Source organism: Devosia rhizoryzae, from assembly GCF_016698665.1.
In the GTDB taxonomy this organism is placed as follows: domain Bacteria; phylum Pseudomonadota; class Alphaproteobacteria; order Rhizobiales; family Devosiaceae; genus Devosia; species Devosia rhizoryzae.
Genome location: NZ_CP068046.1, coordinates 223,687 through 237,703 on the forward strand (window position 1 = coordinate 223,687; position 14,017 = coordinate 237,703).

General features: G+C 62.1%; 15 protein-coding genes. 5 read left to right on the top strand and 10 right to left on the bottom strand.

Annotation, left to right across the window (positions count from 1 at the left end; translation table 11 throughout):
- The first annotated feature begins 139 nt into the window (after nucleotides 1–139).
- Entirely contained in the window at nucleotides 140–760 is a 621-nt protein-coding gene (locus JI748_RS01065; RefSeq protein WP_201634055.1) for a glutathione S-transferase family protein, read from the top strand.
- Nucleotides 761–899: 139 nt separating this feature from the next.
- On the opposite strand, the gene sciP is transcribed toward JI748_RS01065, so the two are convergent.
- From sciP to JI748_RS01080, 3 genes are all read right to left on the bottom strand, one after another.
- Nucleotides 900–1,178, bottom strand: coding sequence for a CtrA inhibitor SciP (gene sciP, locus JI748_RS01070; RefSeq protein WP_035085775.1), 279 nt, complete (start codon nucleotides 1,176–1,178; stop codon nucleotides 900–902).
- A 191-nt stretch (nucleotides 1,179–1,369) separates the two neighbouring features.
- A complete protein-coding gene (locus JI748_RS01075) occupies nucleotides 1,370–2,062 on the bottom strand; it encodes a flagellar hook assembly protein FlgD (protein WP_201634058.1) in 693 nt (230 codons plus the stop codon).
- An 11-nt stretch (nucleotides 2,063–2,073) separates the two neighbouring features.
- Nucleotides 2,074–3,636: a flagellar hook-length control protein FliK gene (locus JI748_RS01080; RefSeq protein ID WP_201634061.1), complete on the bottom strand. Its 1,563-nt coding sequence runs from the start codon at nucleotides 3,634–3,636 to the stop codon at nucleotides 2,074–2,076.
- Nucleotides 3,637–3,874: 238 nt separating this feature from the next.
- Between JI748_RS01080 and mnmA the strand changes: the two genes are divergently transcribed.
- Nucleotides 3,875–5,026, top strand: coding sequence for a tRNA 2-thiouridine(34) synthase MnmA (gene mnmA / locus JI748_RS01085; protein WP_201634064.1), 1,152 nt, complete (start codon nucleotides 3,875–3,877; stop codon nucleotides 5,024–5,026).
- Nucleotides 5,027–5,242: 216 nt separating this feature from the next.
- On the opposite strand, the gene JI748_RS01090 is transcribed toward mnmA, so the two are convergent.
- Nucleotides 5,243–5,428 (bottom strand): hypothetical protein, encoded by a 186-nt coding sequence (locus JI748_RS01090; protein WP_201634067.1) that lies wholly within the window; start codon nucleotides 5,426–5,428, stop codon nucleotides 5,243–5,245.
- A 92-nt stretch (nucleotides 5,429–5,520) separates the two neighbouring features.
- Between JI748_RS01090 and JI748_RS01095 the strand changes: the two genes are divergently transcribed.
- Both JI748_RS01095 and JI748_RS01100 read left to right on the top strand, forming a co-directional pair.
- Nucleotides 5,521–6,084, top strand: a complete 564-nt coding sequence (locus JI748_RS01095; protein WP_201634071.1) for an RNA polymerase sigma factor — start codon at nucleotides 5,521–5,523, stop codon at nucleotides 6,082–6,084.
- Nucleotides 6,081–8,096, top strand: a complete 2,016-nt coding sequence (locus tag JI748_RS01100) for a vWA domain-containing protein (RefSeq protein WP_201634074.1) — start codon at nucleotides 6,081–6,083, stop codon at nucleotides 8,094–8,096. The genes JI748_RS01095 and JI748_RS01100 overlap by 4 nt, the downstream gene beginning before the upstream one ends.
- Before the next feature lie 473 nt (nucleotides 8,097–8,569).
- Here JI748_RS01100 and JI748_RS01105 read toward each other — a convergent pair whose 3' ends face one another.
- The 3 genes from JI748_RS01105 to JI748_RS01115 all read right to left on the bottom strand — a co-directional run bounded on the left by JI748_RS01105 (nucleotide 8,570) and on the right by JI748_RS01115 (nucleotide 9,912).
- The gene (locus JI748_RS01105; RefSeq protein ID WP_201634077.1) at nucleotides 8,570–8,827 is read right to left on the bottom strand and encodes a hypothetical protein; all 258 of its coding nucleotides are present in this window, start codon (nucleotides 8,825–8,827) and stop codon (nucleotides 8,570–8,572) included.
- A 371-nt stretch (nucleotides 8,828–9,198) separates the two neighbouring features.
- The gene (locus JI748_RS01110; RefSeq protein WP_201634080.1) at nucleotides 9,199–9,540 is read right to left on the bottom strand and encodes a hypothetical protein; all 342 of its coding nucleotides are present in this window, start codon (nucleotides 9,538–9,540) and stop codon (nucleotides 9,199–9,201) included.
- A 54-nt stretch (nucleotides 9,541–9,594) separates the two neighbouring features.
- Nucleotides 9,595–9,912: a hypothetical protein gene (locus JI748_RS01115; RefSeq protein WP_201634083.1), complete on the bottom strand. Its 318-nt coding sequence runs from the start codon at nucleotides 9,910–9,912 to the stop codon at nucleotides 9,595–9,597.
- Nucleotides 9,913–10,049: 137 nt separating this feature from the next.
- Here JI748_RS01115 and JI748_RS01120 point away from each other — a divergent pair, with 137 nt between their 5' ends.
- Nucleotides 10,050–10,661, top strand: a complete 612-nt coding sequence (locus JI748_RS01120) for a zinc metalloprotease (protein WP_201634086.1) — start codon at nucleotides 10,050–10,052, stop codon at nucleotides 10,659–10,661.
- Here JI748_RS01120 and JI748_RS01125 read toward each other — a convergent pair.
- From JI748_RS01125 to JI748_RS01135, 3 genes are all read right to left on the bottom strand, one after another.
- Complete coding sequence (locus tag JI748_RS01125) at nucleotides 10,647–11,468, bottom strand: substrate-binding periplasmic protein (RefSeq protein WP_201634089.1); 822 nt, start codon at nucleotides 11,466–11,468, stop codon at nucleotides 10,647–10,649. The genes JI748_RS01120 and JI748_RS01125 overlap by 15 nt on opposite strands.
- A 62-nt stretch (nucleotides 11,469–11,530) precedes the next feature.
- Nucleotides 11,531–13,309 (bottom strand): pyrroloquinoline quinone-dependent dehydrogenase, encoded by a 1,779-nt coding sequence (locus tag JI748_RS01130; RefSeq protein WP_201634092.1) that lies wholly within the window; start codon nucleotides 13,307–13,309, stop codon nucleotides 11,531–11,533.
- A gap of 42 nt (nucleotides 13,310–13,351) precedes the next feature.
- The gene (locus JI748_RS01135; RefSeq protein ID WP_201634095.1) at nucleotides 13,352–13,996 is read right to left on the bottom strand and encodes a c-type cytochrome; all 645 of its coding nucleotides are present in this window, start codon (nucleotides 13,994–13,996) and stop codon (nucleotides 13,352–13,354) included.
- Between the last annotated feature and the right edge of the window lie 21 nt (nucleotides 13,997–14,017).

The following is a 14,017-nucleotide window of genomic DNA, read 5'->3' on the forward strand; positions in this document are numbered from 1 at the left end:
CTCGTCTCGGACACCGGCATGTGTTGGCCCACAAACCAGTGGGCAAAAATTACCTAGCGGATGGTAAACATTGTCTTAACTATCGGCTGAAGAATGCTAATTGCGGCAGAAATTGCCGGGCTTGACGAGGAGGAATTTGATGGTTCGCGTGCTGGGCCGGGTGACGTCGATCAATGTGCGCAAGGTGCTTTGGGCGCTGGACGAGATCGGCGAGTCTTATTTGCGGGAGGATTGGGGATTGCCGGGGCGTGATCCGAAGGTGCCGGAGTTTTTGGCGCTGAACCCGAACGGGCAGGTTCCGGTGCTGATCGAGGACGACGGCAGCGTGCTCTGGGAGAGCAATGGGCTGCTGGTTTATCTGGCGCAGACGCGGGGTGCGCTGTTGCCGGAGGATCGGCGTGCGCTGGGGCTGGCGCTGCAATGGCTGGGCTGGCAGGCGAGCGAACTCAATCCATCCTGGGGCTATGTCGTGCCGGGATTGTTGCGGCGGATGCCGGGCTACGATGATCCGGACAAGATCAGGGAGGCGATCGGGCGCTGGACGGGGACGATGGGAATTTTGGACCGGGAGCTCGAAAAGGGGCGGCCGTTTTTGGCGGGCGATGTGTTTTCAGTGGCAGATATCGCGGTGGGCCTGAGTTGTCACCGCTGGTTCAAGACGCCGTTCGAGAAGCGGGAATTTCCGGCGGTGCGAGATTATTACGAGCGCTTGCGCGGGCGAGAGGCAGGGGCGCGCTGGATGCCGGAGGACTATGGGTGAGGCGGACCCCCAACCAGCCTCCGCCGTTAGGCGGGGGAGGAGTTCGATCGTGTTCGGGGCAAGATAATTGGCCTACTTAAGCGCAACAAAAAGGCCCGCCGGATTGCTCCGGCGGGCCTTCTTTTCACGACCGGGAGTGTTAGCCCTCGCGGTAATGCTGGATCCACGTTGTCCGCAGTCCGGCAAGGCCGTGTTTGTCGATGGCGGCCTGCCAGTTGAGGAATTCGTCGACACTGAGCGTGTAGCGCTCGCAGGCTTCTTCAAGGCTGAGGAGGCCACCGCGGACTGCGGCAACGACTTCGGCCTTGCGCCGGATAACCCACCGGCGGGTATTGGCTGGCGGGAGATCCGCGATCGTCAGCGGACTTCCATCCGGGCCGATAACGTACTTCACGCGTGGACGCATCTGGACGGTCATTCTACTCACTACTCAAACCTGACCATGGCTTGGAGCGTAGCCGAACGGGCTTAAAAAACCCTCAAGGGGAAACTTACAACAGGTTAAGAATGAAGGAGAATTTTGATCACTTTGGCATGGGCGAGGCCAAAGGATGCGACCCTCCCAACATGTGCTGGGAGGGCAAAAGCTTGTAGCGGCGATCGCCGGGCTTAGCTGCCGGAGCCGGTGGCCGGGGTGGTGGCGGCCTGCAGGCGGACGTCGGTGACGTCGGACAAGGCGACCTTGTTCTTGCCGACCGTGAGCATGGGCTCGGTGCCGGAGAAATCCACGGCGGTGACGGTGCCGATGGAGGACGTGGAGACCGCCACTTCCTTGCCCGAAAGGTTGGTGCCCTTGATCTCGATCGTATAAACCCCATCCGGCTTCTTGTTGCCGTCCGAGCCCATGCCGTCCCAGAGGAAATTGCCCGGGCCCTGATTGAGTGCACCGTTTTCGGTATAGACAGTGTTGCCCTTGGCGTCCTTGATGGTGACGGTGGCGTTGGCGACGTTGGCATCGGCGGTATAGGCCCACATGGCCCCGCCGTCCTTGAGTTCGCCGGTCTTGCCGGAAGCGGTGACCTGTTTGCCGATATAGCTCACGGCATCGGCGCGGAAACCGTTTTGGGTATTGAGCAATAGCGCTTCGAGGAAGTCGTTGGTCTTAAGTTGCTGCTCGACGCCGGTGAACTGCACCAGCTGCTGGGTGAACTGGTTGGTGTCGAGCGGATCGAGCGGGTTCTGGTTCTTGAGCTGCGTCGTCAGGATCGACAGGAAGGTGTCGAAATTGTCGGCAATGGTGGAGCGGGAGAGATTGCTGACGCCGGATGTATTTGCGGCGCCGCCGACGCTATCGATGGCCATCAATGGTCTCCCTAAGCGATGATGTTGACGCCGCGCGCTTGCAGCGTGCCGCGATAAAGGTTGACGGTGGGCGTGGGCTCGGGGGTTTCGTCGACCGGCTTGCCATTGTCATTGGCCGTGCCGTGGCCGGCGTTCTGGCCCTTCTGGCCATCCCCCATGCCGGGCTGGCCGGCGAAGGGGTTTTGTTTCAGGGAAAATTCGAGATTGGTCTTGCCGGCATCGACACCGGCCTGTTGCAGGGCGCGTTCGAGGCCGCGTTGGTCGCGCTGCATGAGGTCAAGCGTTTCGGCTTTTTCGACCGTGAGACGGGCGCTGACCGATCCGGCATTGTCGATTTCGAGCCGCACGTCGATGCGGCCAAGTTCGGGCGGATCGAGGCGGATCTGAAAGCGGGTATTGCCGCCCTCGACTTGGCGCGCCATTTCGAAGGCGATCTGCGGCAGGTTGAGTTGCTGCTGGCTGGTCTGGTAGCCGGGCTGGGTTACGACGCGGGTGGTGGCGGCGGAATCGATGCGGGGCGTTGCGGGCTGCTGGCTGGCCTGCGGGTCGACGGGCGCCGGCTCGTTTGCCGTTGGCGCAATGAAGGCCTGAGGATTGGCGGGTTCGCGGCGCGCTTCGACGCGATCGCGCGGGGCCGAGTCCGCCGGTTGATCGGGTTTAGCGTCGGGTTTTGGCGCAGCATCGACTGGGTCGCTGAGCTTGGCTGCCGGGGCAGGAGCCTCCGCTGACTCAGCGGTCTTTCCGGCCAGCACCGGCTCGGTGAGTTTCAGTGCCGGGAGGGCAAGCTCGGGCTCCTGTGGCACCTCCGTCTTGGCGAGGCCCGCGGCGACGCGGGCGAGGGCTTCGTTGATTTCGGCAGATGGAGGCTGGCCGGGGGGCATGCCGATGGCGGCAAGCTTCTCATCCGGCACGGCATCGGCATCGAGCGCCGCAAGCATCGCGCCAAGCTTGTCGCCGACCTGCTTGAGCTTGGCGAGGGCGGCGGCTTCGCCGCTGATCGACGCAGCATCGTCGGCCTTGCTCGCGACGGCGATGGATTGTGCCAGCGGCGCGAGAAGCTGGGTCAGCGCACCGGCGAGCCCGGTATCTTCGGCGCCGGTTTCGAGGAGGACAGCAAAATCCTCGGGGACGGGCAGGGTGGCGAGATCGAGCCCCAGAGCATCGGCCAAGCCGGTGAGGGCCGTATCGACTTGCTTCAGGAGATCGGGATCGAGCGGCCGGCCGGCATCGAGGCTGGCCTTGAGCGTGCCCAAGGCCTCGACGAGATTGAGGACGGGCGCTGGGTTGGGGGCCATGACTGGTGCGGCAACCGGATCAACGGTTATGTCCGTTTGTGCCTCGGCCTCCGGCTCGCCAGCACCTGTTTCCAGGCCGAGCGCAAAAACGTTGCCGATGGCGCTGTCGAGGGTGACCTGGCCTGTCGGGGCTGCAATTTCCGGCGCGGTGTTGCCGAGCAGGGCGGCAAAAAGGGCGAGCGCGTCGCTGCCCGCGGTGGCGGCTTGCGGCGCGGCGCCGAGTTGCGCCGCAAAGGAGTGCGTGGCGGCGGGGCTGATAACGGTCAGGTGTGAAGCCACGATGGGCATCCTCGGACAGACATATTCCGGATCATCGATGCAAGTGGCTTGCCAGTTATGATTATCGAGCGCGGTCAACCGGTTGGCGGTGAGTTGCTAACGATCAGTCGTCGCAGGGTGGTCATCCCTGCCGCCCAATCGGCAAAAGCTGCCGGGCGGTGGACAGGCTTTCTTTGGGAGCGTAAAACGCCCGCACATCGTAGCCGCTGGCCCTTGACCCCAACCGGATACCCAGGAAATGCTGAACTCGCTTGATATCGCCAAGCGCCCAGAGGACACGCGCGTTGTTGTCGCCATGTCCGGGGGCGTGGATTCTTCCGTCGTTGCCGGCCTCCTTGCCAAAGAAGGCTATGAGGTGGTCGGCGTCACCCTCCAGCTTTACGATCATGGCGAGGCAACGCACCGCAAGGGCGCCTGCTGCGCGGGGCAGGACATCCACGATGCCCGTCGGGTCGCGGCAAAGCTGGGCATTCCCCATTATGTGCTCGACTATGAAGAGCGCTTCAAGAATGCGGTGATCGAGCCCTTCGCCAATGCCTACCAGCAGGGCGAAACGCCGGTGCCCTGCATTGCCTGCAACCAGAGCGTCAAATTCGTCGACCTGATGACGGTGGCGCAGGAACTGGGCGCCGACGTCTTGGCCACCGGCCATTATGTGCAGACGCGGCTGGGCGCGGACGGCCGCCGGCACTTGTTCCGGCCGGTCGATAGCGACCGCGACCAGAGCTATTTCCTGTTTGCGACGACGCAGAGCCAGCTCGATTTCCTGCGCTTTCCACTGGGCGGCATGAGCAAGGCCATGGTGCGCGAACATGCGCGGGAAATGGGGCTCGAGATTGCCGAAAAGCACGACAGCCAGGACATCTGCTTTGTGCCGCAGGGAAAGTATGCCGACATCATCCGCAAGATGCATCCCGAGGCGCTAGCCACGGGCGAGATCGTGCATCTGGACGGACGCGTGCTCGGCACCCATGAGGGCATCGTTCATTATACGATCGGCCAGCGCAAAGGCCTTGGGGTCGCGGCGGGCGAGCCGCTTTACGTGGTCAAGCTCGAGCACAAGACCGGACGCGTCGTGGTCGGTCCGCGCGAGGCGCTGAAGACGCACACGGTGCGGCTGCGGGATGTGAACTGGCTGGGCGCCATGCCCCTGGCGGAAGCGGCGTCGGGCAATGGCGCGCCGGTCGAGGTCAAGGTGCGCTCGACCCGCGGGCCGCAGCCGGCGGTGATCCAGATGGTGGGCGGGCAGGTGTTCGTGACGCTGGTCAGCGGCGAATATGGTGTGTCGCCGGGACAGGCCTGCGTGTTCTACACCGATGACTCGGCGACCAGCGAAGTGCTGGGCGGCGGGTTTATCGCCGAGGCCGTGCCGCAGGCGCTGGTCGCCTAGGGCCTCCTCATCCGCCCTTCGGGCAACTTCTCCCGCGAGGGGAGAAGGCGATGGTGCACCATCTCGAACAATCTTCGCTTCTCCCCTTGCGGGAGAAGGTGGCGCGGAGCGCCGGATGACGGGGATATTCCCGCAATTTCAGTGTTGTGGAGGATCCCCCTCACCGACTCGGCTGCGCCGAGCCACCTCTCCCCGAGGGGGAGAGGAATAGAGAGTTCAATTCCCGCCGAGCTGTTCCGCCGTCGGGTTTTTCGCGGCATTCGACGCTTCCTTGAGGGCGTTGTAATCGCCCAAACCCCCCATCATCATCGAAATGGTGATGAGCAGCACCAGCGCGCCCATGCAGAGCAGGAAAATGCGGGTGCGGTTGAGGCCAAGTGGGCCTTTGGGGTCGTCGCTCATAGGGGCCTCTAAGAAAATAGCCTGCCCACCCAAAGGAAGGGCGCGGCAGGGGCGTCTTAGGCTTAAGAATAGCCCGTCGAGCAAACAAGTGCATGCATGAAGTGTTGGGACTGACCGCCGCACCCAAGCCGGACCCTGAGGCGCTCACCCGAGCGCTGCTTACCCGCGCGTGCGGCGGCGATGGCACGGCTTTCGGCGAGCTGCTTGCCGGGCACTATGACCTTATATTCCGCGCCGCTTTTCGCTGGTGCGGCGACCGCAGCGACGCCGAAGATATCGCGCAGGATGTGTGCGTGAAGCTCGGATCAGCCATTGCCGGTTTTGATGGGCGAAGTGCCTTCTCCAGCTGGCTCTACCGGATTACGCTTAATGCCGTGCGTGATTTCCAGCGTGCCCGCAGCCGGCGCGGGCGCCACGCAGATGCCTTTGCCGAGATCACTTCGGCGGAGCAGGCGGCCGATCAGGAATCGACGGTGACCCATGGGCAGCTTTGGGCTGCGGTGCGGCGCTTGCCCGAGAAACAACGAGACGCGGTGCTCCTGGTTTATGCCGAAGAGCTCAGCCATGCCGAAGCCGCCACCATCATGGGCATCAAAGAAGCCACGGTCGGCTTTCATGTGCACCAAGCCCGCAAGACCTTGAGGGGGCTGTTATGAGCTTTCCCGACGACCACGATCCGTTCGACAGCCTGCGCAACGGGCCGGTCCCACCCGCGAGCGAAGCGGCGCGTGCGCGTGCCCTTGCACAAGGACAGGCGGCCTTCGAAGCGGCAAGAAAATCTGACGAGCCAACCAAAGAAGCAGCATGGGGCACGCGTCTAACTTCCATCATCACGTCCCTTAGGAGGATTTCGATCATGGAAATGCGTGTTCCCGTTGCCACGGCGGCAATTGCTCTTCTGGTGTTGCCGCTCGGCTGGCAGCTCTACAACTCAACGGCGCTGACCCCGGCCGGTGACCGGAGCCAACAGGTGGTTGTGCCGGCAGCCGAGGTCACGGAAGCGGAGGCGCCGGTTGCGGCAAAGCCAGTGCCGGAAGCGGAGATGGCTCGCGAGGAGGTGGCTGCGGTCACCCTGGATGCAGCGCCGGCTCCCGAGCCATTGGCCTTGCCTGCCCCAGCGGTTCCTGCTGCGCCATTGCAGGCGCAGGGCAGGGTGGCCGAAAGTTTTGCCGACCAAGCCATGCCTGTCGCGCCCCGTGGTATCTTGTTGGAAAGCGAAAGCTTTGTTCCGCCGGCGCAGACGGAGCCGTCTGGGGACAGCTTTGCAAGCTTTGACGAGCAGCGCCTCAAGGTCGCTGCGGAGGAGCCGGTCTCGACCTTTTCGATCGATGTGGACACAGCGAGCTATTCTTATGTGCGCCGCATGCTGGAGGACGGTTATGTGCCGGGGGCCGATGCGGTGCGCATCGAGGAGCTGATCAACTATTTCCCTTATGACTATCCCGAAGCGGAAAGCGCAGACCAGCCGTTCCAGCCAACGATCAGCGTTTATCCGACGCCCTGGAACAAGAAGACGCAGATCCTTCAGATCGGCATCAAGGGCTTTGAGCCGCCTGTAACTGACACCAGGAGCAATCTGGTGTTTTTGATCGACACGTCGGGGTCGATGGACGAGCCGGACAAGCTGCCGCTGTTGAAGCGCGCCTTTGCACTGTTGCTGGACCAACTGGGGAATGACGATACGGTGTCGATCGTCGCCTATGCAGGATCCGCGGGTGTTGCGCTGGAGCCAACCGGGGCGGACCAGAAAGCCAAGATCCTTGAGGCGCTGGACCAGCTTTGGGCGGGGGGCAGCACGGCGGGTGCGCAGGGGATCGAACTGGCCTATCGCCTCGCCGAGGAGGCGCGGATCGCGGGGGGCACCAATCGGGTGATCCTTGCGACTGACGGTGACTTCAATGTCGGGATCGACGATCCGGAGGCGCTGGAGGATTTCATTGCCGGCAAGCGCGCGAGCGGCATCTCGCTCTCGGTGCTCGGCTTTGGGCGCGGCAATCTCGATGACGCAACCATGCAGGCCTTGGCGCAGAACGGGAATGGCAATGCCAGCTATATTTCGAGCTTTGCCGAAGCGCGGAAGGTGCTGGTCGAAGAGATTGGCGGCACGCTCCATACCATTGCCAAGGACGTCAAGATCCAGATCGAGTTCAACCCGGCGCAAGTCGCGGAATACCGGCTGATCGGCTATGAGACGCGGGCGCTCAACCGGGAGGATTTCAACAATGACGCGGTGGATGCTGGCGATGTCGGTGCGGGCACGACCGTGACGGCGCTTTATGAGATCACCCCGGTAGGCGAGGGGCAGGTCGATCCGTTGCGCTATGGCGAGACCGTGGCGCCCCAGAGCTCGGACGAGATCGCGTTCTTGAAGATGCGCTTCAAGCTGCCGGAGAGCGATGTCAGCCAGTTGATCGATGTGCCGGTCAGGGCCGATGTTGTCTATGACAATATCGAGGATGCTGGGGTGGATACGCAGTTTGCTGCGGCTGTTGCGGCATTCGGACAGAAGCTCAAAAGCAGCGCCTATGGTTCTGCAATGACCTGGGACGAGATCGCGGACCTGGCGCGGGCTGGCCGGGGTGCCGACGATGGCGGCTATCGGTCCGAGTTCGTCCGGCTGGTGGACAGTGCCAGGCTCCTAAAGCCGGACACCGCGACGACGCGCTGATTTTTGTGTTAGGCATGCCTGGGAAGACCACTGGCGTGCCTGACACCGGATCGGCGGCGATAACGCTTTGCAGCCCATAGACCTCGTGGATCATGGTTTGGGTAATCACCTTCCGGCCATTCCAGACGGAAGCTCACTGGTCGCGCCTAAAGGGCAGAGGTAGCGCTATCTGCCGGCCAGATTGGCAAAAGCAGACGCCCTATCGGCGCAAAGAACTCCTGCGCGACTTGAGCCGACGACTATCACAACTGAAAGCTACGGCACAGAAGACGGGCTGAGCGGGTGGGCGCCGGTTATCGGCTCGAAAGGGGTAACTTGATCGGGCCGATGAAGGTACCAGCATGGAAGAATGACCGGTTTCGAGGATCAGGTGTCAGAACCTGAATGACCGAAATGCCCCATATCGGCCGATCGGGGGCTCAGGAAAATCCTGAAAGCCGCCATTGAGCTCCGGTTTAACGGCGTGTTCCTATTCAACGCCGCGAACCCTCACCAGTGGCTTGGAACTCGGCATTATCGCTATCTCCCTTCCCGAAATTGATAAACTGGCAGACGACCTGAAGATTGCCGACCTTGTAGTGGCCTGAGTCGTCGACCCGATCGAGCAAGGGCAATAGGTTTTTGTCAGCCGTGGGGCTGAGGAACTCGAAGGGGATACCCGTTAGGGCGCAGCGATTGTCCTGGAGATCGAGAAGAGACGCGATCAACGTCTCCAGCTCGGCCGTGGTCATCCGTAATTGCTTATTCTTCAGGACGCGCTGGACAAGCTGGCCATTAGCGTTCTTGACGGTGTTCTCGACGGATACGGCCCCCTAAAGGCCATCGCGTCTTCCACGATCTGCTGTCTGCTTCTGACTGCGCCACCAAAAGCCGTCAGTCCGCTTCCGGCCCCAATGCTCGCCTTGAAGTTGGAATGCGAACGGCAAAAATGGGGTGGGAAGCAGATCGTCTACTCCTGGAGCATTATGCCTTCTATGGGCTTATATCAGGGTCCCTTACGCATGCGGGCATGCTTCCGCCTACTGACTTTGGCCTGAGCTGTTTCGTCCGTAAGAACTTGAAATATCACCAAGACGAGATAGAGCGTGCAACGGGGGCGGGCCTAATTTGGAGCGCTCAATTGGAAGTTGCCTTCGTCACACAGCTCGAGAGAAAGCTTCATCGGATCTATTTGTCCGTTCTCGCTCCAGAGCTCTGCTGCAAGGTCGACAGCAGTGTCTTCGGCGGCCTCGGCTGCCGCTTCATTGCTGTCTTCATCGTAGGCGGCTTGCGCTACGGGCGAAGCAACCTCGCCCTGTCGCATGGCGTCGCACTGCTCCTGAACTTCAGCAATTTGATCTTCGGGAACTGTCTTGCCGCCGATCCGATGCTCGACGTCTTGAGCAAGAACCGCGCTTGACAACATCAATGTCGCGCCAATCATCGCGATAGTTTTTGTAAGCATGATCTATCTCCTACCTGGATAAGATGAAGGGCTCGCCAGGCGAGCCCCCTAAGTTCAATCGCCTTCCTGATCGGTGAGGCCGGCGTCCTGGCACTGCTCAAGGGTGACGGTGTTCAGATCGATAGCGCCTTCGATCGCCTCGTCCATGTCGCCAGCGGCGGTTTCGGCCTGCTCTTCGGTCATCGTGGATTCAGGTTCCTGAGTACCGGTCAGCCCTTGCTGGGCCTGCAGTTCCTTGCACCAGTCCTCGACAATGGTCATCTGTTCGGCGGGCACGACTTGCTCGCCCAGGGTGACTTCCTGTGCCGATACGGCAGCCGGAACCATAAGGGCTGCAAGGGAAAAAGAGGCTGCAATTGCGAGCGTTTTCATCGTGGTCTCCTCGATAGCGTGTCCGGCTCAACGGCTATGGCTCCAGCTTGTTGCGAAGTTTTTCACGCTGCAAAGAGATGCCTATCGCCTGAGGCGCCAAGACCCTAAAGGTGTGCGTCTAATCAGCGGGTGGCGGCGTGCAGATACTTGGAGAGCTCAGCATCGGCGGCATCGTTTCGCGCCTTGCCGCGGTGCTGCTTTATGCGACCCTGCAGGGCGCGATCCTTGCGGCGCTGGCATGGAGTTTAAACGACCGGCGGCCTCAGCACGATGGGAGGCTGACGCTCAATCCTTTTGTTCACATTACGGCCTGGGGCGCGGCGATGGCGGCGCTGTTCGGAGTCTCCTGGATACGCAGCATCTGGTATGAGCCGCGATCCAACCGGCTCGGCCGTTGGGGCGTGATCCTGGTCGTCGTCGTGGGACTGGCGCTGATCCTCGCCGTCATTCCGGCGGTCGATCTTGCGCGCCGGGCTGCGCTGCTGCTGCCGCCAACCGGCGCCTCGGCTGCGCTATTGGTCCTCGCCCAGCTTCAGGCAATCATCCTGAGCTCAACCCTGCTGAACGTTTTGCCGATCCCCGGCCTGATCGGCGGCGGCATGCTTCAGGCCATTTGGCCCGATGCGGAACGGCGCCTGCGTCGCGCCGAACCGATCTTTATCGGCCTCGTCATTGTCGCCATCGTCGTCTTTGGCTTTCCCGATCCGGCCAAGCTCCTTGCGGGCATGACGCAGCTATTCGCCCGCTGACCCCTCGTAGCCATACTCGGCCATCAAGGCGTCGATGGTGCCATCCGCCACAAGCGCATCGATGGCCTGATCCATTTCGCTGCGCAAAAATCCGTTGCGGCTCGAGACCAGCGCACCAACGCTGACGGCAGCACCCGGTATCGGCGCGCTGTCGATGATGCGCAGCGCTTCCGTCTCCGGCCGCTCGGCCTGCAACCGTGCCAGAGCGGGCTGCCAGAGGATCATGCCGGCAATGGTGCCATCGAGCACGCGCGTCGCCATCTTGATCGGATCGGGATAGGGGTAACGCACCCAGCTCTGCCCTTCCGGCTGCTGTTGCGCCCAGGTGATATATTGCATCTCGCCCATGCTGGCCATGGCAGTGCCGAGCGGACGGTCCTTGGGAATGTCGCCAAGGCTCTGCCATTCGGGGTCGCTGACCGCAAGCACGAAGGGAATGGTCGCATAGGGCCGGGTCAGCGAAAAGGCTTCGGAAAAAGGCGAGTTGGCCGAAACGCTGACACCCATGAAAACGTCGCAGGTATTATTCATGGCAAGCGTCAGCTCGTCCATGAAGCCATCGCCATTAAGCGGAAAACCGCCGAAACCTTCGACAACGTTGACCTCAAGGAACAGCGCGTCTCCTATTGCCTTGGCGACGGCTTCGTCGAACGGGCGGCCGAGGCTCGTGACGTCGAAACAGGCATTGATGCTGTTGCCGGCCAGGCGCCGCGTATTGGTGAGCTCTTCGGGGGGAATGCCGGCAGTCTGCGCCTGGGCAGCGGTGGCGCTCAAAAGCGTCAAGGCAACGGCTAGAAAACGGAGCATTGAATAATCCTCATAAAAGCGAAAAGGGGCCGAGGCCCCTTTTCTTGCCGTTTCAGCCCGCCTTAGTTGGCGCTGGCCGTGGTCGTGTCGCTTGGCAGCTTGAACACGAAGATCGAATTGCCCGAACCGGTCGGCAGCGGGATCTCCGGGAAGGCCGAGGAGATCGAGCTTGCCGAGTTCGAGTAGCCCGTGGGGACCACCAGATACTGCTCGCCATTAAGCGCATAGGTCATCGGGTAACCGCCGATCGGCGCGTTTAGGCGCTGCGACCAGACGAGTTCGCCGGTTTCCTGATCCCAGGCCTTGATCTCGCGGGCGGCGTCACCGCCGAACACGAGGCCGCCGGCCGTGGCCAGCACAGAGCTGGTCGGGCTCGGGCGGTAGCGGTACTGCCACTTGCTTTCGCCCTGTTCCGGGTTGATGTCGAGCGCCTGCATCAGGCCGGCATCGGTGATGCCTTCGGGCAGGACGCGCGGGCCGAACTTGACCGAACCAACGGCATTGCCGGCGGTGAATTCGGTCTGCGTCGGAGCGACGGTGTTGCAGGCTTCGGTCAGCGGAACGAAGAAGGCGTTGGTCATGGGGCTATAGGCACCTGCCTGCCAGAGTTTGCCGCCGGAAACCGACGAGCAGACGAGGAATTCTTCGCCCAGGGCGTTGAAGATCAGGTCTTCGTTCGTGTGCACAGTACCGTCGTCGTCGATGCTGGAAACAACGTTCTGGACGATGGTTTCCTTGCTCCAGAGATATTCGCCGGTGTCGCGATCGAGCGCGAAGGCAATGCCGTTCTTGCCCGGCACGGTGACCAGCATCTTGTGCATGACGCCGTCGATTTCCTGGTCGACCAGAACGCGCTCGAACGGCGAGTCGAGATCCCAGTTATCGCGCGGCAGGTGCTGGTAGTACCACTTGAGTTCGCCGGTGGCCGCATCGAGCGCCAGCGTCGAGTTGGTGTAGAGCACCGAGCCATCGCCTGAACCGCGGATCAGCTCGGCATAGGGGCCTGGCATGCCGATGCCCCAATAAGTGGTGTTGGTTTCCGGGTCATAGGCACCGGTGGTCCACGGCGTGCCGCCCCAACGGTTTTCCGGCGGAACGCCGCCCCAGCTGGCCTGCTGTTCGGGATTATTGGGATCGTCGATGGTGTTGAAGCGCCAGACTTCGTCGCCGGTTTCGACGTCATGGGCCATGATGTAGCAACCACCGGCAGTGCCGGCGATCGAGCAGCCCGAAATGGCCGAGATGATCTTGCCATCGGCGATCTGCGCACCGACGGTGTAGCTATAGCCCAGGTTATAGTCGAGAACCTGCTTTTCCCAGGCGACCTTGCCGTCGGCGGCGTTGAGCACGACGATCTTGGCGTCGACGGTGGTGAGGATCACCTTGTCTTCGTAGAGCGCGATCGAGTTCTTCTGGCGGCGGGCCTGGTTGGCCTGGTAGCTCCAGCTTGCCGGGATCTCGGCAACCGGGTGACGGTACTGCCAGATCAGGTCGCCGGTTTCGGCGTTGAGCGCTTCGACGATATTGTTGTTGGTCTGCAGGAACATGATGCCGTCGTGAACGAGCGGCGCGGTTTCCTGAATACCGGCTTCGGCCATCGGCCAGGCCCAGGCGAGCTCAAGGTCACCAACGGTGTCCTTGTTGATCATGTCGAGCTCGGAATAGCCCTGGTTGTTGTACTTGCCGCGGAACATCAGCCATTCTTCGGCCGGCGGGTTGGCGAGCATTTCGGCGGTGACGGGCGCGTAGTCCTCGATCACGTTCTGGGCAAAAGCCGGGGCCGAAAGCGTCGCAAGAGCGGTACTGGCGGCCAGCAGGGCAGGCAAAATTCTGCTTTTCATTTTAGGTCCTCAAAAAAGGTGGGGCGGCTTTAAAAGCGCCCGTTAGTTTGCGCCGGCGGCCGGCAATTGCTGACCCCAGGTATAGGCCTGTGGAACGGTGGATGCCGGTGTGGCAGGTTCGGTGGCAGCCGGAGCTGCAGGCGCGGCGCCGCCCGGAAGCTGCGTGCCCCAGGTATAGGCTTGCGGAACAGCCGTGGTTTCTTCCGCGGGTGCAGCATCGGCAGCCGGAGCGGCAGCGGCGCCACCGGCATCCAGAGCTGCAGCGGCCTGGCTAGCAGCGCCGGCAGAGGTTTCGGCCACCAGCGAGACGGCATAGTCGCGATCGGTGGTCAGTGGCGTGTCATCGGGGACGGCGCCATTGAACTGCATGATATAGGCGACGATGTTGACATAGGTCTCCTCACCCAACAGGCCGGGTGCGGATGGGGGCATGGCCACCGAGATGAAGTCGTAAAGACCGCCGGCGGAGTCCCAATTGCCCATGACGTCCTGGCCGGCGAGACCGGGCGCATCGGGGCCTTCGAGCTGACGCCCATGGCACTGCGCACAATTGCTGTTATAGGCCTGCTGGCCGGCCGCGGCCTGTTCGGCCGTGAAGTTGCCGGCGAAAGCCGGCGTTGCGATCAACAAACCTGCGAGCATCGGAATGACTGCGCGGGCGGTGATCCTTTCGGGGCGTAAAGGCACCGTGACCTCCCTTTAGACAAA